The organism is Pantoea sp. SO10, from assembly GCF_005281435.1.
In the GTDB taxonomy this organism is placed as follows: Bacteria; Pseudomonadota; Gammaproteobacteria; order Enterobacterales; family Enterobacteriaceae; genus Pantoea; species Pantoea leporis.
In genome coordinates this window covers 815,393-835,482 of record NZ_CP040095.1, presented here as the reverse complement: position 1 = coordinate 835,482, position 20,090 = coordinate 815,393, and the positions used below count along the sequence as shown (strand labels likewise).

At 57.2% G+C, this 20,090-nt stretch carries 16 protein-coding genes; 9 read left to right on the top strand and 7 right to left on the bottom strand.

The window, feature by feature from the left end; genetic code table 11:
* Nucleotides 1-61 precede the first annotated feature (61 nt).
* The 3 genes from mtnN (at nucleotide 62) to FCN45_RS03750 (ending at nucleotide 1,922) form a co-directional block, all read left to right on the top strand.
* A complete protein-coding gene (gene mtnN, locus FCN45_RS03760; RefSeq protein WP_137385188.1) occupies nucleotides 62-760 on the top strand; it encodes a 5'-methylthioadenosine/S-adenosylhomocysteine nucleosidase in 699 nt (232 codons plus the stop codon).
* On the top strand, nucleotides 753-1,556 hold the full coding sequence (gene btuF, locus FCN45_RS03755; protein WP_137385187.1) for a vitamin B12 ABC transporter substrate-binding protein BtuF: 804 nt from the start codon (nucleotides 753-755) through the stop codon (nucleotides 1,554-1,556). The genes mtnN and btuF overlap by 8 nt, the downstream gene beginning before the upstream one ends.
* A 114-nt stretch (nucleotides 1,557-1,670) precedes the next feature.
* The gene (locus FCN45_RS03750) at nucleotides 1,671-1,922 is read left to right on the top strand and encodes a hypothetical protein (RefSeq protein WP_101762055.1); all 252 of its coding nucleotides are present in this window, start codon (nucleotides 1,671-1,673) and stop codon (nucleotides 1,920-1,922) included.
* 35 nt (nucleotides 1,923-1,957) lie between these two features.
* Here the strand turns inward: FCN45_RS03750 and erpA are convergent, their stop codons facing one another.
* Nucleotides 1,958-2,305 carry an iron-sulfur cluster insertion protein ErpA gene (gene erpA, locus FCN45_RS03745; protein ID WP_007893884.1) on the bottom strand — a complete coding sequence of 116 codons (348 nt, stop codon included), beginning with the start codon at nucleotides 2,303-2,305 and terminating at the stop codon, nucleotides 1,958-1,960.
* A gap of 200 nt (nucleotides 2,306-2,505) precedes the next feature.
* Between erpA and hemL the strand changes: the two genes are divergently transcribed.
* Nucleotides 2,506-3,786 carry a glutamate-1-semialdehyde 2,1-aminomutase gene (hemL, locus tag FCN45_RS03740; protein WP_008108498.1) on the top strand — a complete coding sequence of 427 codons (1,281 nt, stop codon included), beginning with the start codon at nucleotides 2,506-2,508 and terminating at the stop codon, nucleotides 3,784-3,786.
* A 59-nt stretch (nucleotides 3,787-3,845) separates the two neighbouring features.
* Here hemL and fhuB read toward each other — a convergent pair whose 3' ends face one another.
* Genes fhuB through fhuA form a run of 4 tightly spaced genes read right to left on the bottom strand, consistent with a single transcriptional unit; the run spans nucleotide 3,846 to nucleotide 9,757 of the window.
* Nucleotides 3,846-5,822, bottom strand: coding sequence for a Fe(3+)-hydroxamate ABC transporter permease FhuB (fhuB, locus tag FCN45_RS03735; protein ID WP_137385186.1), 1,977 nt, complete (start codon nucleotides 5,820-5,822; stop codon nucleotides 3,846-3,848).
* Nucleotides 5,822-6,700 carry a Fe(3+)-hydroxamate ABC transporter substrate-binding protein FhuD gene (gene fhuD / locus FCN45_RS03730; protein WP_137385185.1) on the bottom strand — a complete coding sequence of 293 codons (879 nt, stop codon included), beginning with the start codon at nucleotides 6,698-6,700 and terminating at the stop codon, nucleotides 5,822-5,824. The genes fhuB and fhuD overlap by 1 nt, the downstream gene beginning before the upstream one ends.
* 9 nt (nucleotides 6,701-6,709) lie before the next feature.
* Nucleotides 6,710-7,504 carry a Fe3+-hydroxamate ABC transporter ATP-binding protein FhuC gene (gene fhuC, locus FCN45_RS03725; RefSeq protein ID WP_007888799.1) on the bottom strand — a complete coding sequence of 265 codons (795 nt, stop codon included), beginning with the start codon at nucleotides 7,502-7,504 and terminating at the stop codon, nucleotides 6,710-6,712.
* A gap of 54 nt (nucleotides 7,505-7,558) precedes the next feature.
* Complete coding sequence (gene fhuA / locus FCN45_RS03720; protein ID WP_137385184.1) at nucleotides 7,559-9,757, bottom strand: ferrichrome porin FhuA; 2,199 nt, start codon at nucleotides 9,755-9,757, stop codon at nucleotides 7,559-7,561.
* Nucleotides 9,758-10,092: 335 nt separating this feature from the next.
* On the opposite strand from fhuA, the gene FCN45_RS03715 reads away from it, so the two are divergent.
* Nucleotides 10,093-11,919, top strand: coding sequence for a glycosyltransferase family 25 protein (locus FCN45_RS03715; protein WP_137385183.1), 1,827 nt, complete (start codon nucleotides 10,093-10,095; stop codon nucleotides 11,917-11,919).
* 43 nt (nucleotides 11,920-11,962) lie between these two features.
* On the opposite strand, the gene mrcB is transcribed toward FCN45_RS03715, so the two are convergent.
* On the bottom strand, nucleotides 11,963-14,506 hold the full coding sequence (gene mrcB / locus FCN45_RS03710) for a bifunctional glycosyl transferase/transpeptidase (protein WP_137385182.1): 2,544 nt from the start codon (nucleotides 14,504-14,506) through the stop codon (nucleotides 11,963-11,965).
* Nucleotides 14,507-14,604: 98 nt separating this feature from the next.
* On the bottom strand, nucleotides 14,605-17,079 hold the full coding sequence (hrpB, locus tag FCN45_RS03705; protein ID WP_137385181.1) for an ATP-dependent helicase HrpB: 2,475 nt from the start codon (nucleotides 17,077-17,079) through the stop codon (nucleotides 14,605-14,607).
* A 36-nt stretch (nucleotides 17,080-17,115) separates the two neighbouring features.
* On the opposite strand from hrpB, the gene thpR reads away from it, so the two are divergent.
* From thpR to gluQRS, 4 genes are all read left to right on the top strand, one after another.
* Nucleotides 17,116-17,655 carry an RNA 2',3'-cyclic phosphodiesterase gene (gene thpR / locus FCN45_RS03700; protein WP_137385180.1) on the top strand — a complete coding sequence of 180 codons (540 nt, stop codon included), beginning with the start codon at nucleotides 17,116-17,118 and terminating at the stop codon, nucleotides 17,653-17,655.
* Nucleotides 17,656-18,360 carry a DNA/RNA nuclease SfsA gene (gene sfsA / locus FCN45_RS03695; protein ID WP_101762065.1) on the top strand — a complete coding sequence of 235 codons (705 nt, stop codon included), beginning with the start codon at nucleotides 17,656-17,658 and terminating at the stop codon, nucleotides 18,358-18,360. It begins immediately after the preceding gene.
* A 247-nt stretch (nucleotides 18,361-18,607) separates the two neighbouring features.
* Nucleotides 18,608-19,063: an RNA polymerase-binding protein DksA gene (dksA, locus tag FCN45_RS03685; RefSeq protein WP_007888770.1), complete on the top strand. Its 456-nt coding sequence runs from the start codon at nucleotides 18,608-18,610 to the stop codon at nucleotides 19,061-19,063.
* A 70-nt stretch (nucleotides 19,064-19,133) separates the two neighbouring features.
* Nucleotides 19,134-20,063, top strand: coding sequence for a tRNA glutamyl-Q(34) synthetase GluQRS (gluQRS, locus tag FCN45_RS03680; RefSeq protein ID WP_137385179.1), 930 nt, complete (start codon nucleotides 19,134-19,136; stop codon nucleotides 20,061-20,063).
* The last annotated feature ends 27 nt before the right edge of the window (nucleotides 20,064-20,090 follow it).

Below are 20,090 nucleotides of genomic sequence, written 5' to 3'. Positions count from 1 at the left end.
CAGCCATGTTAGACTATGCCTCACTTTTGCGGGTTACATCCATTAAATTAGCGAGATTCTTATGAAAGTAGGCATTATTGGCGCGATGGAGCAGGAAGTTACACTGCTGCGTGACAAAATCGAAAACCGCCAGACACTGACGCTGGCCGGCTGCGAAATTTACACCGGCACGCTGAATAGTGTTGAGGTGGCGCTGCTGAAATCAGGCATCGGCAAAGTGGCTGCCGCGCTCGGCACCACCTTGCTGCTTCAGCTGTGCAAGCCGGATGTGGTAATCAACACCGGTTCTGCCGGCGGATTGGCGCCAACGCTGAAAGTGGGCGATATCGTGGTGTCGGATGAAGTGCGCTATCACGATGCCGACGTCACCGCCTTCGGTTACGAGCCAGGCCAGATGGCCAGCTGCCCCGCCGCTTTCGTGGCGGATGACAAACTGATTGCCGCCGCCGAAATGGTTATCAAGCAGCTCGACCTCAACGCGGTACGCGGTTTGGTAGTGAGCGGCGATGCGTTTATCAACGGCGCTGCACCGCTGGAACACATCCGCACCACCTTCCCGCAGGCGATTGCGGTGGAGATGGAAGCGACCGCAATTGGTCACGTTTGCCATCAGTTCAAGGTGCCATTTGTGGTGGTGCGCGCCATTTCTGACGTCGCCGATCAGGAATCACACCTCAGCTTCGATGAGTTCCTCAGTGTTGCGGCAAGACAATCTTCTTTGATGGTAGAAAACCTGCTGGTTCAGCTGGCGCGTGGCTAAAAACCTGCTGCTTGGGCTGTTGCTGCTGTGCAACAGCCTGTTCGCTGCCGCGCCGCGCGTCATCACCCTTTCGCCGCATCTGACGGAACTGGCCTTCGCCGCAGGCATTACGCCGCTCGCCGTCAGCGCCTTCTCCGATTATCCCGCGCAGGCCAACGCGCTGGAACAGGTGGCGAACTGGCAAGGCATTAAAGTGGAACGCATTCTGCAACTGAAGCCGGATGTGGTGCTGGCGTGGCGCGGCGGTAATCCACAGCGGCAAATTGAACAGCTGCAGCGTTTCGGGGTTAAGGTTGAGTGGATCGATCCGCAAACCATTGACCAAATGATCGATGCGCTGGCGGCGTTACAGCGCTGGAGTCCGCAGCCGCAGCAAGCCATCGATGCGGCGCAGGCATTACGCGCGCAGGAAGCGGCGCTGCGCAAGCAGTATCAGCAAAGTACGCCGCTGCCGCTGTTTTTGCAGTATGGTCAGCAGCCGCTGTTTACGGCTTCGCGTAACACCATGCAAAACCAGGTCATTGAGCTGTGCGGCGGCAGGAATATTTTTGCCGATAGCAGCGTTAGCTGGCCGCAGGTGAGCCGCGAACAGGTGCTGATGCGCCATCCGCAGGCGATTGTCATCGGGGGTGATGCCGCTCGGGCCGCCAGCATCGCGCAATATTGGCAGCCGCAATTGGATGTGCCGGTGATCGCTATCAATGACGACTGGCTGAGCCGTCCGGGGCCTCGCATGCTGCTGGCAGCGAAACAGCTGTGTGCAGATTTACATCCGACGAAAAAAAGCACTAATTAAGATTAAAGATTCGGCATAAATTGTCGTAAATCATAATACAAGGCACAGCGGCCACGTATGCTCTGTGCCCATTTTTAGCGCTAAGCGCAATTTTGTCTTCACCAGGAACTATTCATGACCAGAGCACTGCTGCTGGCCATAGGGCTCGTGATCGCTGCACCTCTGAGTGCGGCCACGTCGACCGGCTCTATCGCCGCTACCTTAACGTTATTCTCGCGTTGCGATATCTCACGCCAGAGTGAACACTCTCTGCCAAAAGTAGATTGTGGACGTCACTTTAGCGCGCAGCCGCGCATTACCGAACGAGTATTAAAACGCGATGCTAAACGCCGTGAATCTGCGCGTTTAGTGACTATTGAATGGTAGGAATCTGGCTACCAGAACGGCAGCCAGAAGCAGCATTAGATGCTGAAGGAAGAACCACAACCGCAGGTGGTTTTGGCATTCGGGTTGGTCACGATAAAACGTGAACCTTCCAGGCCTTCGGTGTAATCCACGGAACCGCCCACCAGATATTGCAGGCTCATCGGATCCACCACCAGCGCCACGCCTTGTTTCTCGATGGTCATGTCACCGTCATTCATTTGATCGTCAAACGTGAAGCCGTACTGGAAACCGCTGCAACCGCCGCCGGTAATATAAACGCGCAATTTCAGCTCGGGATTCTCTTCATCAGAAATCAGGTTTTTTACTTTTTTTGCTGCTGCATCAGTGAATTGCAAAGGCAGCGCTGCTAAGTCGTCACTCATCTTTTACTCCGGGTAAACGTCGAGGTCAGAAAACGACCTTAATCTCGCTATTATCTGCCAGCCGTCCAGTGCAATCAAGTCTCACGCTTGACACTGCGTGCCGCCGCATGCGCAGGAAAGTATATACCCTAAACTTTAGCGCAAGCCGTTATTCCCGTAGAATGGCGCCAGATTTTTTCCCGAACAGCAGGAGCAGAACAATGAGTAAGTCAGAAAACCTGTATGCCGCAGCGCAACGCCTGATCCCCGGCGGTGTGAACTCCCCGGTACGTGCATTTACCGGTGTGGGCGGTGTGCCGCTGTTCATCGAACGCGCTGACGGTGCGTATCTGTATGACGCCGACGGCAAAGGCTATATCGATTATGTCGGTTCGTGGGGCCCGATGGTGCTGGGTCATAACAACGCCAACATCCGTAACGCGGTGATTGAAGCGGCTGCGCGCGGTCTGAGCTTCGGCGCGCCAACCGAGATGGAAGTGAAAATGGCCGAGCTGGTGTGCGAGCTGGTGCCCAGCATGGACATGGTCCGCATGGTTAACTCCGGCACCGAAGCCACCATGAGCGCCATTCGCCTGGCGCGCGGCTTCACCCATCGCGACAAAATCATCAAGTTCGAAGGCTGCTATCACGGCCACGCCGACTGCCTGCTGGTGAAAGCCGGCTCCGGCGCGCTGACGCTCGGCCAGCCAAACTCGCCGGGCGTACCGGCCGATTTCGCTAAGCACACGCTGACCTGCACCTATAACGATCTCAGCACCGTGCGTGCGGCTTTCGAACAGTATCCTGAGGATATTGCATGCATCATCGTTGAGCCGGTAGCGGGCAACATGAACTGCATTCCACCGCAGCCAGACTTCCTGCCAGGCCTGCGTGCGCTGTGTGACGAATTCGGTGCGCTGCTGATTATCGACGAAGTGATGACCGGCTTCCGTGTTGCATTAGGCGGTGCTCAGGCCTATTACGACGTGACGCCAGACCTGACCTGTCTCGGTAAAATCATCGGCGGCGGCATGCCGGTCGGTGCCTTTGGTGGTCGTCGTGATGTGATGGATGCGCTGGCACCAACCGGTCCGGTTTATCAGGCCGGTACCTTGTCCGGTAACCCGATTGCCATGGCGGCGGGCTTCGCGTGTCTGTCGCAAATTGCGCAGCCTGGCACCCACAGCACGTTGACCGATCTGACCACGCAGTTAGCACAAGGCCTGCTGGCCGCAGCGAAAGCCGAAAATATTCCGCTGGTGATCAACCACGTGGGCGGTATGTTCGGGATTTTCTTCACTGATGCCGATGAAGTGACCTGCTATCAGGACGTCACTCAGTGTGACGTTGAACGCTTTAAGCGTTTCTTCCACCTTATGCTGGAAGAAGGCGTTTACCTTGCGCCATCTGCTTTTGAAGCGGGCTTTATGTCGCTGGCGCACAGTAAAGAAGATATTCAACGCACCATCGATGCGGCACGCCGCAGCTTCGCGAAACTTTAAAACCGCCTGAATGGCGCACTCTGCCGTCGTTGTGGAGTCGCCATTCAGGGTTACCCTGATTACGCCCGCCGCAACAGCCAGATAAAATACGGCGCACCAAAGAAGGTCGCCATCAACCCGGCTGGAATTTGATCCGGAAACGCCAGCATCCTGCCGCACCAGTCGGCGAAAATCATCAAGCCGCCGCCCAACAAACCGGCCATCAACACCTGTGGTAACGCACGGCGGAACCCGAGCATGCGCACAATATGCGGCGCCATCAGCCCGATAAAGCTCAGCGGCCCGATAGTTAACGTGGCCGTGGCAGTCAATGCCGCCGCCAGCAGCAGCAGGCTGAGGCGCGAGGTAGTGAGCGCCATGCCCGCCGAACGTGCGGTGGTGCTGCCGAGTGGTAACAGCGTTAACCAGCGACTTGCCAGCGGAGCCAGCGAAATCAGCACTACACCCATCACCGCGCTTTGCACGGCCTGCTGCATATTGATGTTGTAGGTTGAACCGGAAATCCAGCTCAACAAGCCCGCCATGCGCGGATCGCCGCTGGCCAGCAGCACCATCAAAAGTGTGACAAACGCGCTGTTAAGCGCCATGCCCGCCAGCAACATGCGTTCTGGCGAAAAGCCGCCGCGACTCGCCACCAGCATAATAATCAACAGCGTCAACGCCGCACCCAGCGCACCGGCAGGTAACAGCCACGCCACCGCATCGCCCGGTACGAAGAACATCATCACCACCACGCCGCACGCTGCGCCCGAACTGATGCCCAACACTTCCGGGCTCGCCATCGGATTACCGGTGAGCCGCTGGATCAGCGCCCCCGCCACGCCGAGCATCATGCCCACAATCAGCGCGGCCAATACGCGCGGTGCGCGCCACGGCAGCAGCTGCTGCAGCATATCGCCGCCCACCCACGCAAAGCCGTGCGCATCGCGGCCAAAGGTAATGCCAACCCAACTCAATACGGCCAGAATCAGTAATCCGATCAAACACCAGCGCAAGACCTTCTGCCGCTCAGCCGGCACGCTATCGCCCTGATTTAGCGCTGGCGGCACCGATCCGGTACGCAGGCACGGCAGCAACCAAAGCAGAATCGGCACGCCGATTAGCGCGGTCGCCGTGCCGGTAGACACTTCACGCCAGTGGCTGGTCAGCCATAGCACGCACTGATCGGCCAGCCACAGCAGCAGCGCACCGATCAGCGGCGCCAACATCATGCGGCTCATCAGGCGACGCCCGCCGAGCATCTTCGCCAGCAGCGGCGCGAACAGGCCAATAAAGCCGATGATGCCTGCAACATTGACCAGTTGCGCGCTAAGTAAAATCGCCAGCGCCAGCGCAGCAATACGTGCTGCCGACAGCGCCAGACCGAGGTTTTTTGCTACGCCATCGTCGAGCCCCATCAGCGTCAGCGGACGCAGCAGCGCCAGCGCCACCACAAACGCCAGCAGCAGACGCGGCCACAGCTGCGCCACATTGTGTCCATCCAGCTGGTTGAGCGCGCCGGTGCTCCACAGGAACATGTTCTGCAATTGATCGTGATTGAAGATCGCGAAGATTTGATTCACCGAACCGGCGTACAAACTCAGCACCAGCCCAGCCAGAATCAGTGTCACCGGCGACAGACGTTTGCCCCAGGCCACGCCGAATACCAGAATACCGACAATTACCGCGCCGCCCATCGCCGCAAACTGCTGCGTGAACTCGCCACCCGGCAAATGCCATAGCGTCGCGACGGTAATCCCCAGCTGAGCGCCCGACGACACGCCAAGCGTGGTGGGTTCCGCCAGCGGATTGCGCAGCACCTGTTGAAACAGCAAACCGGCCAGGCCAAGGCCCGCGCCAACCAGCAGCGACAGCGCCAGTCGCGACAGCAAACTGTGATGAAACACCACTTGCTGGATGTTGTTGACGTCAGGCGCAAAAAACGCCTGCGACCATTGATCGATCGGCAGTGCCTGGCGCAGATTGATCACGGTTAAGGCCAGCGCCAGCAGAAACACCGTACTCAATAGCGCGACGGGAAAAAGACGATTGCGCATCAGTGCGACTCCAGCGCGTGTTCCAGCACGCGGACAAATTTCAGCGCCGAAGAGGTCGCGCCGTAATACCATACCGCCGGCACGCGCTGGAAATGCTGCGCGCGCACAAACGGCAGCGCCTGCCACAGCGCGGTGGCCATCACCTGCTGCATATCGCGATCGTTATCGTGATCGAAGCAGATCACCTGCACATCACCCACTTCCGCCAGCCGCTCCAGCCCAACGACTGCACTGCCCCAGAAGTTGGTTTCGCCCTGCCAGGCATTGCTCAAGCCAAGGATCTCCATCACCTCAAGGAACAAACTGTTTTTACCGAAGGTAATCGCGTGGCGGCTGTCCATCAGCGACATCAGCAGCACCGGACGATCGGCCCACGGCCTGAGGCGTTCACGCGCCGCCGCCAGCTGTTCATCCACATACTGCAGATGCTGCACGGCCTGCGCTTCACGGCCAAGACGTGCGCCGAGCGCCTGCAATGAGTGACGCGCGGTGCTGAGCGGTTTGCCGTCGCCGCTGTTGAGGTCAAAACCCATGGTTGGCGCGATGCGCCGCAGCTTATCCAGCGCCGGACCATAACCATTGGAGTGCAGGATGAGTGAAGGTTCGAGCTGCGTCATCAGCTCCAGATTGGGTTCGGTGCGTAAGCCAAGATCGATAACGCTGGATGGCAGCTGCGGATCGCCGACCCAAATGTTGTAGTTGTGCATGTCGGCCACCCCGAGTGGCGTCACGCCGAGCGCCATCAGCAGCTCCACCGGCAGCCACTCCAGCGCCAGAATGCGCTGCGCATCCGGCACGGCGGCACGCAGCGGCAACGCAGACATCAACGGGGAAAGCGCCAGCGCCGTCAGCAGGCGGCGGCGAGAAATGTAGAACATGGCGAGGCCTTAATAAACGAAACTGACGGGCGCGCCGCCCAGCGGATGCGGCAAAATGCCCATCGGAATACCGTAAATGTTGCCCAGCACATCGGCCTGCATGATCACCTCGGGGCCTCCTTCGGCAATCACTTCGCCACCGCGCAATGCCACCAGACGATCGCAATAGCGCGCCGCCATGTTGAGATCGTGCAGCACCGCAATCACCGTTAGCCCACGTTCGCGGCTGAGACGCTGAATCAGCGCCAGCACATCAACCTGATGGGCGATATCCAGCGCCGAGGTCGGTTCATCCAGCAACAGGCAGCGACTGTTCTGCGCCACCAGCATCGCCAGCCAGGCACGCTGGCGCTCGCCGCCAGAAAGGCTATCCACCAGACGCCCGGCAAAAGGCTTTAATCCCACTAGCGTAATCGCCTCTTCCACCCGATCGCGATCTTCCTGACCATAGCGGCCCAGCGCGCCGTGCCACGGATAGCGGCCAATCGCCACCAGCTCGCGCACCGTCATGCCTTCCGCCGCGGGCAGTTGCTGCGGCAGATACGCCACCTGACGCGCAAAATCTTTGCTGCCCCAGTTATCTACCGCGTCCTCATTCAACAACACGCGCCCTTCACTCGCCGCATGGTGACGACCGAGCATTTTCAGCAGCGTGGATTTGCCAGAACCATTGTGACCAATCAGCGCGGTGACTTTGCCCGGTGCAAAGGTAAGAGACAGCGGATGCAGCAGCGTGCGGCCTGGCACACGAAAACTGACGTTATCCAGCCTGAAGGTGGTTTCTGCGTGGTGCGGATGCTGCATGATAATCCCTGGTTAATCTGTAGGTCGCCATTGATGGCGACCTGCGTAACACGATCAGAAACGGAAAGTCGCAGTACCGACAATCTGACGCTCAGCGCCCCAGTAGCAGGCGTAGTCGCGGTAGCAGCTGGCGACGTATTCACGATCGAAGAGGTTATTGACGTTAACGCCGATGGTGGAGCCCGGCATGCCAAAGCGTGCAAGATCGTATTTCAGTGCGGCATCAACGGTGGTGTAACCGGCTACGTCGAAGTTTTGGTTCACATCGTCGCCGCTGGCGTACAACCCTTTGCTCTCGCCCACATAACGCACACCCGCACCCACCGTCACGCCCGACAGCGCCGTTTCATGGAAGGTGTAATCACTCCACAGCGATGCCATATGCTTCGGCACCTGCACCGGCGTTTTGCCTTTCAGGTTAGTGTCTTCGGTGTATTCCGCATCAGTGTAGGTATAAGACGCGGTCATATTGATGTTGGCATTCAGCGCTGCTTTGGCTTCCAGCTCCACGCCACGCGAGCGGATTTCACCACTCTGAATGCTGGCATTTGGGTGGTTAAGGGTATCCGGATCGGCCGTCAGGTTTTTGGTTTTGGTCAGCTGATACACCGCCGCCGTCAACACCACCGGACGATCTTTAGGAACGTATTTCACGCCGGCTTCATACTGCTTCGCGCGGGAAGGATCAAAGGCTTGACCATCATAAGTTGAACCTGAGTTCGGAATGAAGGCTTCGCTGTAGCTGAAGTAAGGTGCGATACCGTTATCAAACACATAGTTCAGCCCGCCACGCCAGGTGAAAGCCTGATCGTTCTGGCGATCAACGCTACTGGCTACGCGATCATAGACCGAGTTCATCGCGTAATCATAACGACCGCCGAGGGTTAACACCCAGCGGTTCCACTCCATCTGATCCTGCGCGTATAAACCGGTTTGGCGCTGCTTATTGAGGTGCTGATAAGGATTAGGGAACGGCGTCACGCTGTCGTCGCCATATTGTGGATTAACGGCATTCAGCGGTGATGCGGTACCAAATTGCGCATCAATATCATTACGCGTGCGCTGGAAATCGACACCCAGCAACAGTGTGTGATCAATTTGACTGGTGGTGAATTTGGCCTGCGCCTGGTTATCGACTGCAAACTGGTTGAGCTTTTCATCAGAAACCGCTGAACCGCGGGTGATTTGCTGTGTTGCGGCATTAAAACCATTGCCATAAATGCTGCGATAATCCGTTCTCAGATCCGCATAGCGCAAATTCTGCCGCACCGTCCAGGTGTCGTTGAAGCTGTGCTCGAAGTTGTAGCCCACCATCCTGGTGTTGCGCGAAATCTTGTTGCTGTCTTCGCCTTCATCAAAGTTAGTTGGCAGCTTGTAACTGCTGCCGTCAGGACGCGTGATGCCCACCACAGTGCCCTGACGCGGCAACCAGCCGTAATAGCCGGTTTCCGGTTCGTTCTGGAAGTAGGTCAGCAAATCGAAACGCGTATTCTCATTCGGACGCCAGCTGAATGATGGCGCAATGGTGTAGCGCTTCTCTTTGTTCATATCCTGCTGCGCATCGGCGCTGCGCGCGAGACCGGTCAGGCGATAGCTGTAAACGCCGTCATCATCCAGCGAGCCGCTGAAATCGAAACCCGTGGAGAACTCATTGTTTGTGCCCATCTGGAACTGCACTTCACGCAGCGTCTCCTGCGTCGGACGCTTACTCACCAGCGACACCACGCCGCCCGGATTGCTCTTGCCGTACAGCACCGAAACCGGACCGCGCAACAGTTCGGCGCGTTCAAGGAAATAAGGATCGATAGCAAACTCAGAGTAGTTATCACCCTGCAGTTTCAGGCCATCAAGATATTGGTTGGTGTTGGTTTCGCTGAAGCCGCGAATAGAGAGCGCATCGATGACATTGGAGCTACCGCGGTTACCGGTCAACACGCCTGGCGTGTAGTTGAAAGCCCCTTTCACGCTGGTGACGTTTTTCATCGCCATCTCTTCCTGCGTGACTACCGAGATTGACTGCGGATTCTTCTCAATCGGCGTATCGGTTTTGGTGCCGGTGGCGCTGCGTTTGGCCGCAATGGTTGGCGACGGGCCCCACGCTTTCTCTTGTTCGACACCGCTGCTGCCATCGGCGCTAACCACCACGGTATCTTCTGCCAACGCCTGCACGCTGAACGTACCCATAGTCAGTGAAATAAACCAAGCCAGCGAACGCGGGCGTAAGAAACAAGGATTGGTGTTTCGCGTATTCATAAGTGAGGTCTCTCGAAAAAAGTCGATGCAGGCGAATACAAACGAGAATGATTATTATGACGCACAGATTTTAGGCGAAATAGCGTCATATTCGCAACGATTAATGCCTGTAAGCGCGGCGTTTACAGCCAGATCGCGCATATTCATGATCGCAAATAATAAATGAGCAATAAAAGGAGCGGAGGCCGGCAATCGGGAAATTGCATTGCCGCACAGAGGAAGTTTATTTCATCCCGACAGAGCATCAAACCAACGATAACGAGTAAAATCATAAAGTTAAAAAAATGGCCCGCTAATTGCTTATCTCCTGCATTCTCCTTCCTGCAGACACAGTCATGACCGCTATAAACTGGAACATTGTTGATCGCGTTATCTTCATCAATTTGAAGAAACGCAAAGACCGATTAAGCCGCATTACTAAACAACTTAAAAAGCTGGGTTTAACCGCTGAAAAAATCGTTCGCCTGGACGCGATCAAGCATGAAAAGGGCTACATCGGCTGCACGCAATCGCATATCGCCGCGCTGGAGATGGCACGCGATAACGGCTGGGAGCGCGTGCTGATTCTGGAGGATGATTTTAGCTTCAATGAAAGCCAGAAGAACTACGACAATCTCAACCGCTACTTTGCCGCCCTGCCGCAAATCAACTGGCAAGTGGCTTTTCTGGCGGCCAATTACCGCCGCGTCACGCCGTTAAAAAGTGTGGACTATATCGTGCGCGCTAACTTCGCGTGGTGTGCATGCGCCTATATCGTAAATCACCGCTATTACACCACGCTGATTAAAAACTATCGCGAGGCGCTGCAGGCGCAATTGCAAGGTGGTGCGCAGGCACAATATGCCCTTGATGTGCACTGGAATAGCCTGATGCAGCAGGATCTTTGGCTGGGCGTATTCCCCAACGCCGGTGCACAACGGCTCGATAAAAGCGATATCGAAAATCGAACGGTAGATTACCGCGCACTCTTCAGAAAACCGTTGAGTCAAATCGTTGCGCCCGCCAAATTCACACCCTCCACTTCAGGCCCCATTAAAGTCGACTTTTACTTCCAGTGGCCACCGGGTTGGACGAACTTTGAATCGGTGATTGAGGCGATGCAGGCCAATCCCGCGTTCGATTGCCGCATCGTGGTGGTGCCTTACCTGAACTGGAAGGCGAGCGATGTTAACGGCGATATTCAGCGTGAGATTCTGCGTGAAAGAGGGCTGGATTACACAGGATTTGAAGACTATCAGTTGGAGCAGCGTCAGCCCGATGTGGTGTTCTTGCAAAACCCTTACGACGAAGCACGCCCCGAAGCCTTTCGCAGCGACTACCTGCATGAGCGCGGCGTGAAAATCGCTTACATCCCTTATGCGCTCGATAGCGGCATCAGTGAAGAGGTCCAACTCTATCAATTTAATTTGCTGTGCCAAAATCTGGCGACGTGGATTTTTTCTCGCTCGGAGCGACATAAAGCGGAGTTTGGTATTCAGTGCGACGCGGGCAACAACCACGTCTATGTTACGGGTCACCCCAAGTTTGACCACTATCAGCGCCGCTTTCATCTGCCCGACGAAAAGCCACCCACAAAGATCAAAACGTTGCTTTGGACGCCGCATTTTGTGCTGCCTGACGGACGCAAAATGTCTACCACTTTTACGCTCTACGGCGCCGCTTTTTTAAAGCTGATTGAGCGTGCGGATATCCATTTGATCATTCGCCCTCACCCGCTACTGAGTCAGTGGATAGGGGAAGCCAGCGCAACCGCGCGCAGCCTGTATCAGCAACTGTTTGATGCCGCAAAACATCATTCAAATGTGGAGTGGGATAGCGGACATGATTACAAACAGACGTTTGCTCGTTCGGATGCGCTGCTCGCTGACGCGGGTTCATTCTTATTCGAATATTTGCCGTCAAAAAAACCGATTCTCTACCTGACTCATGAAAGCTGTTATGGCCTGAATCGCACCGCTGACTTCATCTATAACGCCTACGACGTGGCCTGGCAGGAGGAGGATATTTTTACTTTTGTCGACAATATCGTCGCCGGACGCGATCCGATGAAAGCCACTCGGGAACGGGTTTTGAGGGAAGAACTGCAAATTGAGGAGAGAACAGCAGGCGAAAAAATCGCTGAAATTATTTGTGCCTCGCTAAGATCCCTCAACCAATCCTAAGCATAAAAAAGGGCGCCGCAGCGCCCTGTGTTTTCTCAGCAACTTATTTGCTGCCGAACATATCTTTAATCCAACCCGCCACGCCGTCAGAATCTTTCTGCTCATTCTGTGGCTGCTGCTGTTGTTGCTGCTGTTGCTGTTGCTGCTCTTGTTGCTGCTGCAACTGCTGCTGTTGTTGCTGAACCTGCTCTTGCTGCTGCTGACACAGCGCGTTCGGATCCAGCGACCACACCGGCAGCGAACGCCATGTGCTGCTGCCCGTACCGCAGATAAAGTTACCGGCAGAATCGATATTCATCTGCGTGATATCTTCCGGCGGCGTCAGCACCAGCGGCATTGGCGCCTGGTTGTCGAGATAGCGACGATAAAGCTGCATTGCACCGCTGGCACCGTACAGCTTCGAGGTTTGGTTGTTATCGCGGCCAACCCAGGTAATCGCCACTTCTTTGCCATCAATACCGGCGAACCAGCTATCGATCAGGTCATTGGTGGTACCGGTTTTGCCAGCCAGATGCGCTTTAGGATAACGCGCACCCAGCGCACGCGCGGTACCGTGATCGGCGACCTGCTGCATGGTGTAGAGCGTCAGATACGCCGCCTGCGCCGGTTCAACACGCTGCGCCTGCGGATAGCTCTGATACAGCACCGCGCCATCTTCCGCAATCACCGAACGCACCGCCGACAGCTCAGCGCGGTTACCGCCGCTGGCAATCGACTGGAACGCCTGCGCCACTTCAATCGGCGTCAGGTTCAGCGCACCGAGCAGCATTGACGGCACCGGATGCAGCTGATCTTTCGGCACGCCGAGCTTGTTCCAGGTATCGACCACCGCATCCAGTCCCAGCGTCATACCGAGGTTGACGGTTGGCACGTTCATCGAGTTGGTCAGCGCATCCACCAGCATCACTTTGCCGCTGAAACGACGATCGTCATTCATCGGTTTCCAGATGGTTCCATTCGGCTGTTTCAGCGCAATCGGTTCATCGGCGATCCAGCTGTTGAGGCGATAGCTGTTCGGCTGGCTCAGCGCGGTGAGATAGGTGGCCGGTTTTGCCAGCGAGCCAATCGAACGACGTGCCTGCAGCGCGCGGTTGTAACCGGCGAACTGCGGATCGGCACCGCCGACCATGGCGCGCACTTCACCGCTGAAGCGGTCCACTACCACCATCGCGGTTTCCAGATCTTTCAGGCCACGCTGTTTTTTCAGCGTTGGGATGCCTTCAATCACCGCTTTCTCTGCGGCATCCTGCGAAATCGCATCCAGCGTGGTGAAAATCTTCACGCCGGAGAGATCTTTCATTTTGTCGCCGAGCTTAGCCTGCAGCTCGTTACGCACCATCTGCATAAATGCCGGCTGAGGCGTGATCACGCCGCCTTTTGGCTGCACGCCAAGCGGACGCGCCGACAGCATGTCATACAGTTCCTGATCGATGACGTTCTGCTGCTGCAACAAACGCAGCACCAGATTACGTCGCTCCAGCGCCAGTTTCGGGTTACGCCACGGATTGTACAGCGACGCGCCTTTCACCATGCCGACCAGCATCGCCTGCTGATCGAGGCTCAGCTCATCCACCGGACGACCGAAGTAGTAAAGGCTCGCCAGCGGGAAACCGCGGATCTGGTCATTACCGGTCTGGCCGAGATACACCTCGTTGAGATACAGCTCGAGGATGCGATCTTTGCTGTAGCGCGCATCCATGATCACCGCCATATAAGCTTCACGCGCTTTACGCCACAGCGAACGCTCGTTGGTGAGGAACAGGTTTTTCACCAGCTGCTGCGTCAGCGTACTACCGCCCTGCACCGCTTTACCGGCGGTGATGTTGGCGAGGAACGCACGACCAATCGAATACGGGCTAATGCCGTCGTGCTCGTAGAAGTGGCGGTCTTCAGTGGCGATCAAGGTGCTCACCAGCAGATCCGGGAAACCGGCGCGCGGCACGAACAGACGCTGTTCACCGTTCGGCGACTGCAACATGGTGATCAGGCGCGGATCGAGGCGGAAGAAGCCAAAATCGCGGCCGGTATCGAGGTTTTTAATCTCGCTCAGCTCATTGTTGCTAAAGGTCAGGCGCGCGTTGATCTGCCCCTCTTTGCTGTCCGGGAAATCAAACGGACGGCGCAGCAGATCAATGGTGTTGCCTTTGACGCTAAACTCGCCCGGACGGGTAATGCGCGACACTTCGCGATACTGCGTGCCTTCCAGCAGCGCAATCATCTCTTTTTTGTCGTACGACATGCCCGGTTCGAGGCTGACCATGCGGCCATAAACGGCAGCAGGCAGTTGCCACACTTTACCGTCGATGCGGCTGCGGATTTCCGAGTCGAGATAGACGCCCCAGGCGGCCATCACCACCACAAAGACCAGGAAGAGTTTAATCAACCAGCCCAACCAGCGACGTTTACCGCGTGGCGGACGTTTTTTACTTTTTGGTGGCACCGGTCCACTCTCCTCATCTTCTTCGTCAAAATCGTCCTGATCGATATCATCATCAAGTTCCCTGCGGCGACCCCGACGCGCAGTGCTGCGCGGCGGCTTTGGCGCTTTTCCTTTGCGCCCGATAGGTTCGCGATCGTTCCCAGACATGCTTTTATTCTCCAGGTATTGCTACGGCGGCGGCCGTTACTCTAACTGCTTTCTCATGCGACGCATGGCAGAACCCTCTGAATTCGATCCACAGCGTTTCACGATGAAAATTTCTTGGTCCGCCTTGTGGGTAAGGCGTTGGCCGGATCGTCCGGCCACGGATGCTTTGGATAGCGCCCTTTCATCTCTTTCTGCACTTCGGGATACGCACCACGCCAGAACGCCGCGAGGTCACGGGTGATCTGCAGCGGACGGTGCGCGGGCGAGAGCAGCTCTAACACCAGCGGTACGCGGCCATCGGCCACCGCCGGATTCTGTGCTTCGCCAAACATCTCCTGAATCCGCACCGCCAGCGCGGGTGGCTTCTCTGCATCGTAGCGGATCGGCAGGCGGCTTCCGGTCGGCACAGTGTAATGAGTTGGCAGCACAGTATCCAGCCGCTGACGTTGTGACCATGTCAGCAAATGTAATAATGCGCTGACAAGGTTGATGCTCTGCAATCCTTTCAGATCGCGTACCGCGCTCATCTCCGGCAGCAGCCAGCTTTCAAGCGTATCGAGCAGGCTTTCATCGTCCAGCGCCGGCCACGCCTCTTCCGGCAGCCACTGCGCGGCACAGTGCACCCGCAAGCGTAGCTGTTCGGCGTCTTCTTTCCAGCCCAGCACCGACAATCCTTTTTCGCGGATCCAGCGCAGCATCGCCGGATGCAATATTTCCGCCTCCGGGCGTGCCTGCGGCTGCGCTTTTAGGACCAGCGCGCCGATCAGTTCGCGTTTCCAGGCACGTAAAGTGCCTTTATCTTCGTCCCACTCCACGTCGGTACGCTGCTCAATTAAGGTGGGGCATTCGCGGCGCAGCGCGTCGATATCCACCGGCAGCGCCAGTAACATGCGCGCTTCGGCGGCGCTGGCGCCCTGCAGCAGCATCGGTGCAATCAGCCACTCGTAGCGGCTCAAACCATCCTGCTCGTTGAGCATCGCGCCAATGCCGTTCGCCAGCTGATAGCGCGCGCTGTCGCCACGACGCTGCGCCAGACGATCGGCAAAACCGGCGGCCAGCAGCTGCGGGAACAGGTCGGGATTAATGGTGCCGCCGCTGGCGTTGAGGCGCTTCTGCCACTGACACGCGCGGCGCTGCCAGTGCGACTGCGGATGGTTAAGCGCATCACGCAGATCGGCGCTGCCGCTGCGTGGCGGATCTTCCAGAATCGCCACCAGCAGCGCGGCGCTGGCGATGGCATCGTTGTTTTGCCCGGCAGCCACCAGAATCGCGCTCAGGCGCGGATCGCTGCCCAACGCGGCCATTTTTCGACCGCGCGCGTTGAGCTGGTGATTCTCCAGCGCGCCTAGCTGGGTTAACCGCTCGCACGCCGCACGCACGTTGCGCGGCGGCGGCGCGTCAAGCCACATAAGCTGCGACGCATTCTGACATCCCCATTGCAGCAGATCGATCTGCAGCGAGGTCAAATCGCTATTGAGAATTTCGGGTTCACTCTGCGCCGCCGCACGCAGCGCCTGCTCTTGTGGCAGTAAGTGCAGGCAGATGCCAGGTTCCAGACGACCAGCACGACCGGCGCGCTGCGTCATCGACGCCTGGCTGATACGCTGCGTTTGCAGCCGCGTCACGCCGCTGCGCACGTCAAACTGCGCCGAGCGCTCCAGCGCGCTATCGACCACTAAGCGGATACCTTCGATGGTCAAGCTGGTTTCGGCGATGTTGGTCGCCAGCACCACTTTGCGGCGGTCCGCCGGAGACGGCAGGATGGCGCGGCGTTGCGCCTCCAGCGACAGCGCGCCATATAAAGGAGAAAGATCCACCTCGTCACTGACCCGCGCTTCCAGCTCGCGCTTAACCCGTTCGATCTCCGCCACGCCGGGCAGGAACAGCAGCAGCGATCCTGACTCTTCGCGCAGCAGTTGCGCCACCTCGCGCGCTACCGCTTCTTCAAAACGTTGCTGACTGTTGAGTGAGGCATAGCGGCGCGTGACCGGGAAGCTGCGGCCCTCAGAGACCACAAAGGGCGCATCCGGCAGCAGCTGACGCAAACGCTGATTATCGAGCGTGGCCGACATCAGCAGAATTTTCAGATCGTCGCGCAATCCTTGCTGCACATCGAGCAGCAGCGCCAGCGCGAGATCGGCCTGCAGGCTGCGTTCATGGAATTCATCGAGGATCACCAGCGAGACGCCTTCCAGCATCGGATCGCGCTGCAACATGCGCGTCAAAATGCCTTCGGTGACCACTTCGAGGCGCGTGTTGGCACCGCAGCAGTTTTCACCGCGCATGCGATAGCCAACGGTGCCGCCCGGCTGCTCGCCAAGCTGTTCTGCCAGACGCTGCGCCACGTTGCGTGCCGCCAGTCGGCGCGGCTCCAGCATGATGATGCGGCCGGGCAATGGGGTGTGTTGCAGCAGTTGTAATGGCAGCCAGGTTGATTTACCTGCGCCGGTCGGCGCCGCCAGCAACACCTGCGGCGACTGCGCCAGCGCGTCCAGCAACGCAGGCAGCACCTCGCTTACCGGTAACTCACTCAAACTCAACTCCCAAAATGCCTGTGCTAAGATGGCGCGCATTGTAGCACTCTGAGGCGCGGATTACCGGAGGCCAACCTGGCAACGCAACGTCTGTTTTTTGCTCTTGAACTGCCCGCTCCGCTCCAGCAACAGTTGGTGCAGTGGCGCGCGGATAATTTTGCTGCCGAAGCCGGGAAACCGGTGGCGGCGGCCAACCTGCACCTGACGCTGGCGTTTCTCGGCGAGGTCAGCGATGAGACGTCTCGCAAGCTGCAGCGGCTGGCCTCACGCATCGAACAGCCCGGTTTTGCCCTCGATTTGGATGACGCCGGTCACTGGCCGCGTCCCGGCGTGGTGTGGCTCGGTTGTCAGCGGGCGCCGCGCGGATTACTGCAGCTCGCCAGCCTACTGCGCGCACAAGCCGCACGTCATGGCTGCGCACAGAGCCCGCAGCCGTTTCATCCGCACGTCACGCTGTTGCGCCAAGCAGCGTCACAGATCGCGCTGCCGCCGCGCGGTTTTCACTGGCGCACCGATATCCGCCATTTTGCGCTGTTCGCTTCGAACGTGACGCGCGGCCGCACACGTTATCAGGCGCTGGCCCGCTGGCCGCTACTATCATCCACAGGAGAGTAAATGGAATTCGATCCGCCGCTTAAACCCGCCCGTTTGATCGCCCGTTACAAACGCTTTTTAGCCGATGTGGTTACGCCAGAAGGTGAAACGCTGACCATTCACTGCGCCAATACCGGCGCGATGACCGGCTGCGCCACGCCGGGCGATACCGTGTGGTATTCGACATCCAGCAGTGCCACGCGGAAATATCCGCACAGTTGGGAACTCACCGAGACCCAACAAGGCCACTGGATCTGCGTGAATACGCTGCGCGCCAATCAGCTGGTGCGCGAGGCGCTGACGCTCGACACGATTCCGGAATTATCCGCTTACAGCCGCTGCCAGCCTGAAGTGAAATACGGCACGGAAAAAAGCCGAATTGACTTCCTGCTGCAAGCGGATGGCCGATCCAACTGCTATATTGAAGTCAAGTCCGTCACCCTTTTACAAGCAGGTAAAGGCTATTTTCCGGATGCGGTGACGGCTCGTGGACAGAAACATCTGCGCGAATTGAGCACCATCGTGGCAGAAGGTCATCGAGCCGTTTTGTTGTTCGCAGTTCTGCATACGGGGATTGAGGACGTTTCCCCGGCACGCCATATCGACGTGCACTACGCAGAACTACTGGAACAGGCGCAGCGTGGTGGTGTGGAAGTTTTGGCGTATCAAGCGCAAATTTCACCGTTAAAGATATTACTTACGCAACCGATTAACGTAGCGTTGTAATATTTAAAGCAATTTGGTGTGGTAGGAATGTTCTGGGCGAGGCGCTGAATACGCGATTGTTCAGAGGCTTGTCAAGTAGTGGTCAGGAATAATTGCCAACCTTGATGGCTTCTGCTATTTATAGCGGCCTGTTTTTTTCCCTTTATGGGAATCGATAAGCCCTAAATCGTTTAGGTTGCAGGCACACAGTCAACGCACATGCAACTTGACGTATCTAGGGAAGTGCGTGTTATCCAGGAGAAACAACATGCAAGAAGGGCAAAACCGTAAAACATCGTCCCTGAGTATCCTCGCCATCGCTGGAGTGGAGCCGTATCAGGTGAAACCGGGCGAAGAGTATATGAACGACGCCCAGCTAGGCCATTTCCGTAAGATTCTGGAAGCCTGGCGCAACCAACTTCGGGATGAAGTAGATCGCACTGTGTCACATATGCAGGACGAAGCTGCCAACTTCCCGGATCCGGTCGACCGTGCTGCGCAGGAAGAAGAGTTCAGCCTGGAATTGCGTAACCGCGATCGTGAGCGCAAACTCATTAAAAAGATTGAGAAAACGCTCAAGAAAGTGGATGACGACGATTTCGGTTACTGCGACTCCTGCGGTGTAGAAATTGGTATTCGCCGCCTTGAAGCGCGTCCGACTGCCGATCTCTGCATTGACTGCAAAACGCTGGCAGAAATCCGCGAGAAGCAGATGGCTGGCTAATGGCCGTAAGCAAATTGCTACCGCACAGCCGGGAAAATCCCTGTTTTCCCGACGTGCGGTACACTTCGTTATGAATTCTTCAAATTGCATTGGGCGTTTCGCTCCCTCCCCTTCTGGTGACCTCCATTTTGGTTCGCTGATTGCTGCATTAGGCAGTTACCTGAGTGCGCGCGCGCAACAGGGACGCTGGCTGGTGCGCATCGAAGATATCGATCCCCCGCGTGAAGTTCCCGGTGCCGCAACGCGTATTTTGCAGCAGCTGGAACATTATGGTCTTTACTGGGATGGCGACGTTTTATGGCAGTCACAGCGCCACGATGCCTATCGCGCCGCGCTAAGCTGGCTGCAAACGCATCGACAAAGTTACTTCTGCACCTGCACGCGTAGCCGCATCCAGCAGCTGGGCGGTTTTTACGATGGTCACTGCCGCGATTTGCAGCTGCCGCCGCACAACGCCGCGCTGCGCCTGCGTCAGCATGCGCCGGTTAACGGCTTTGACGATCGCCTGCGTGGCCAGTTGCCGGCTGAAGCGCAGCTGGCGCAGGAAGATTTTATTATCCATCGCCGTGATGGGCTGTTTGCCTACAATCTCGCGGTGGTGGTTGATGACCATTTTCAGGGCGTGACGGAAATCGTGCGCGGCGCAGATTTGATTGAGCCCACGGTGCGCCAGATTGCGCTGTATCAGCAGTTTGCCTGGCCAGTGCCGGATTACCTGCATTTGCCGCTGGCGGTCAATCGCGATGGCAACAAGCTTTCCAAGCAGAATCATGCGCCCGCGTTGCCCGCTGGCGATGCGCGGCCGCTGCTGGTGCAGGCTTTACGCTTTCTTGGTCAGCCGGTTTCGGCTGGCTGGCAGGATGAATCGCTGGAAAGCCTGTTGAAACAGGCCGTCGCGCAGTGGAATATCCGCCTGATTCCGTTGCAGAACGGTCTTAAAGAGGATGAAACGACATCACCATTCCTAAATGGTTCTCAACAGGCTATGATTAGCCGCTGATTTTATTAACACCCTTTTTCTCACTGT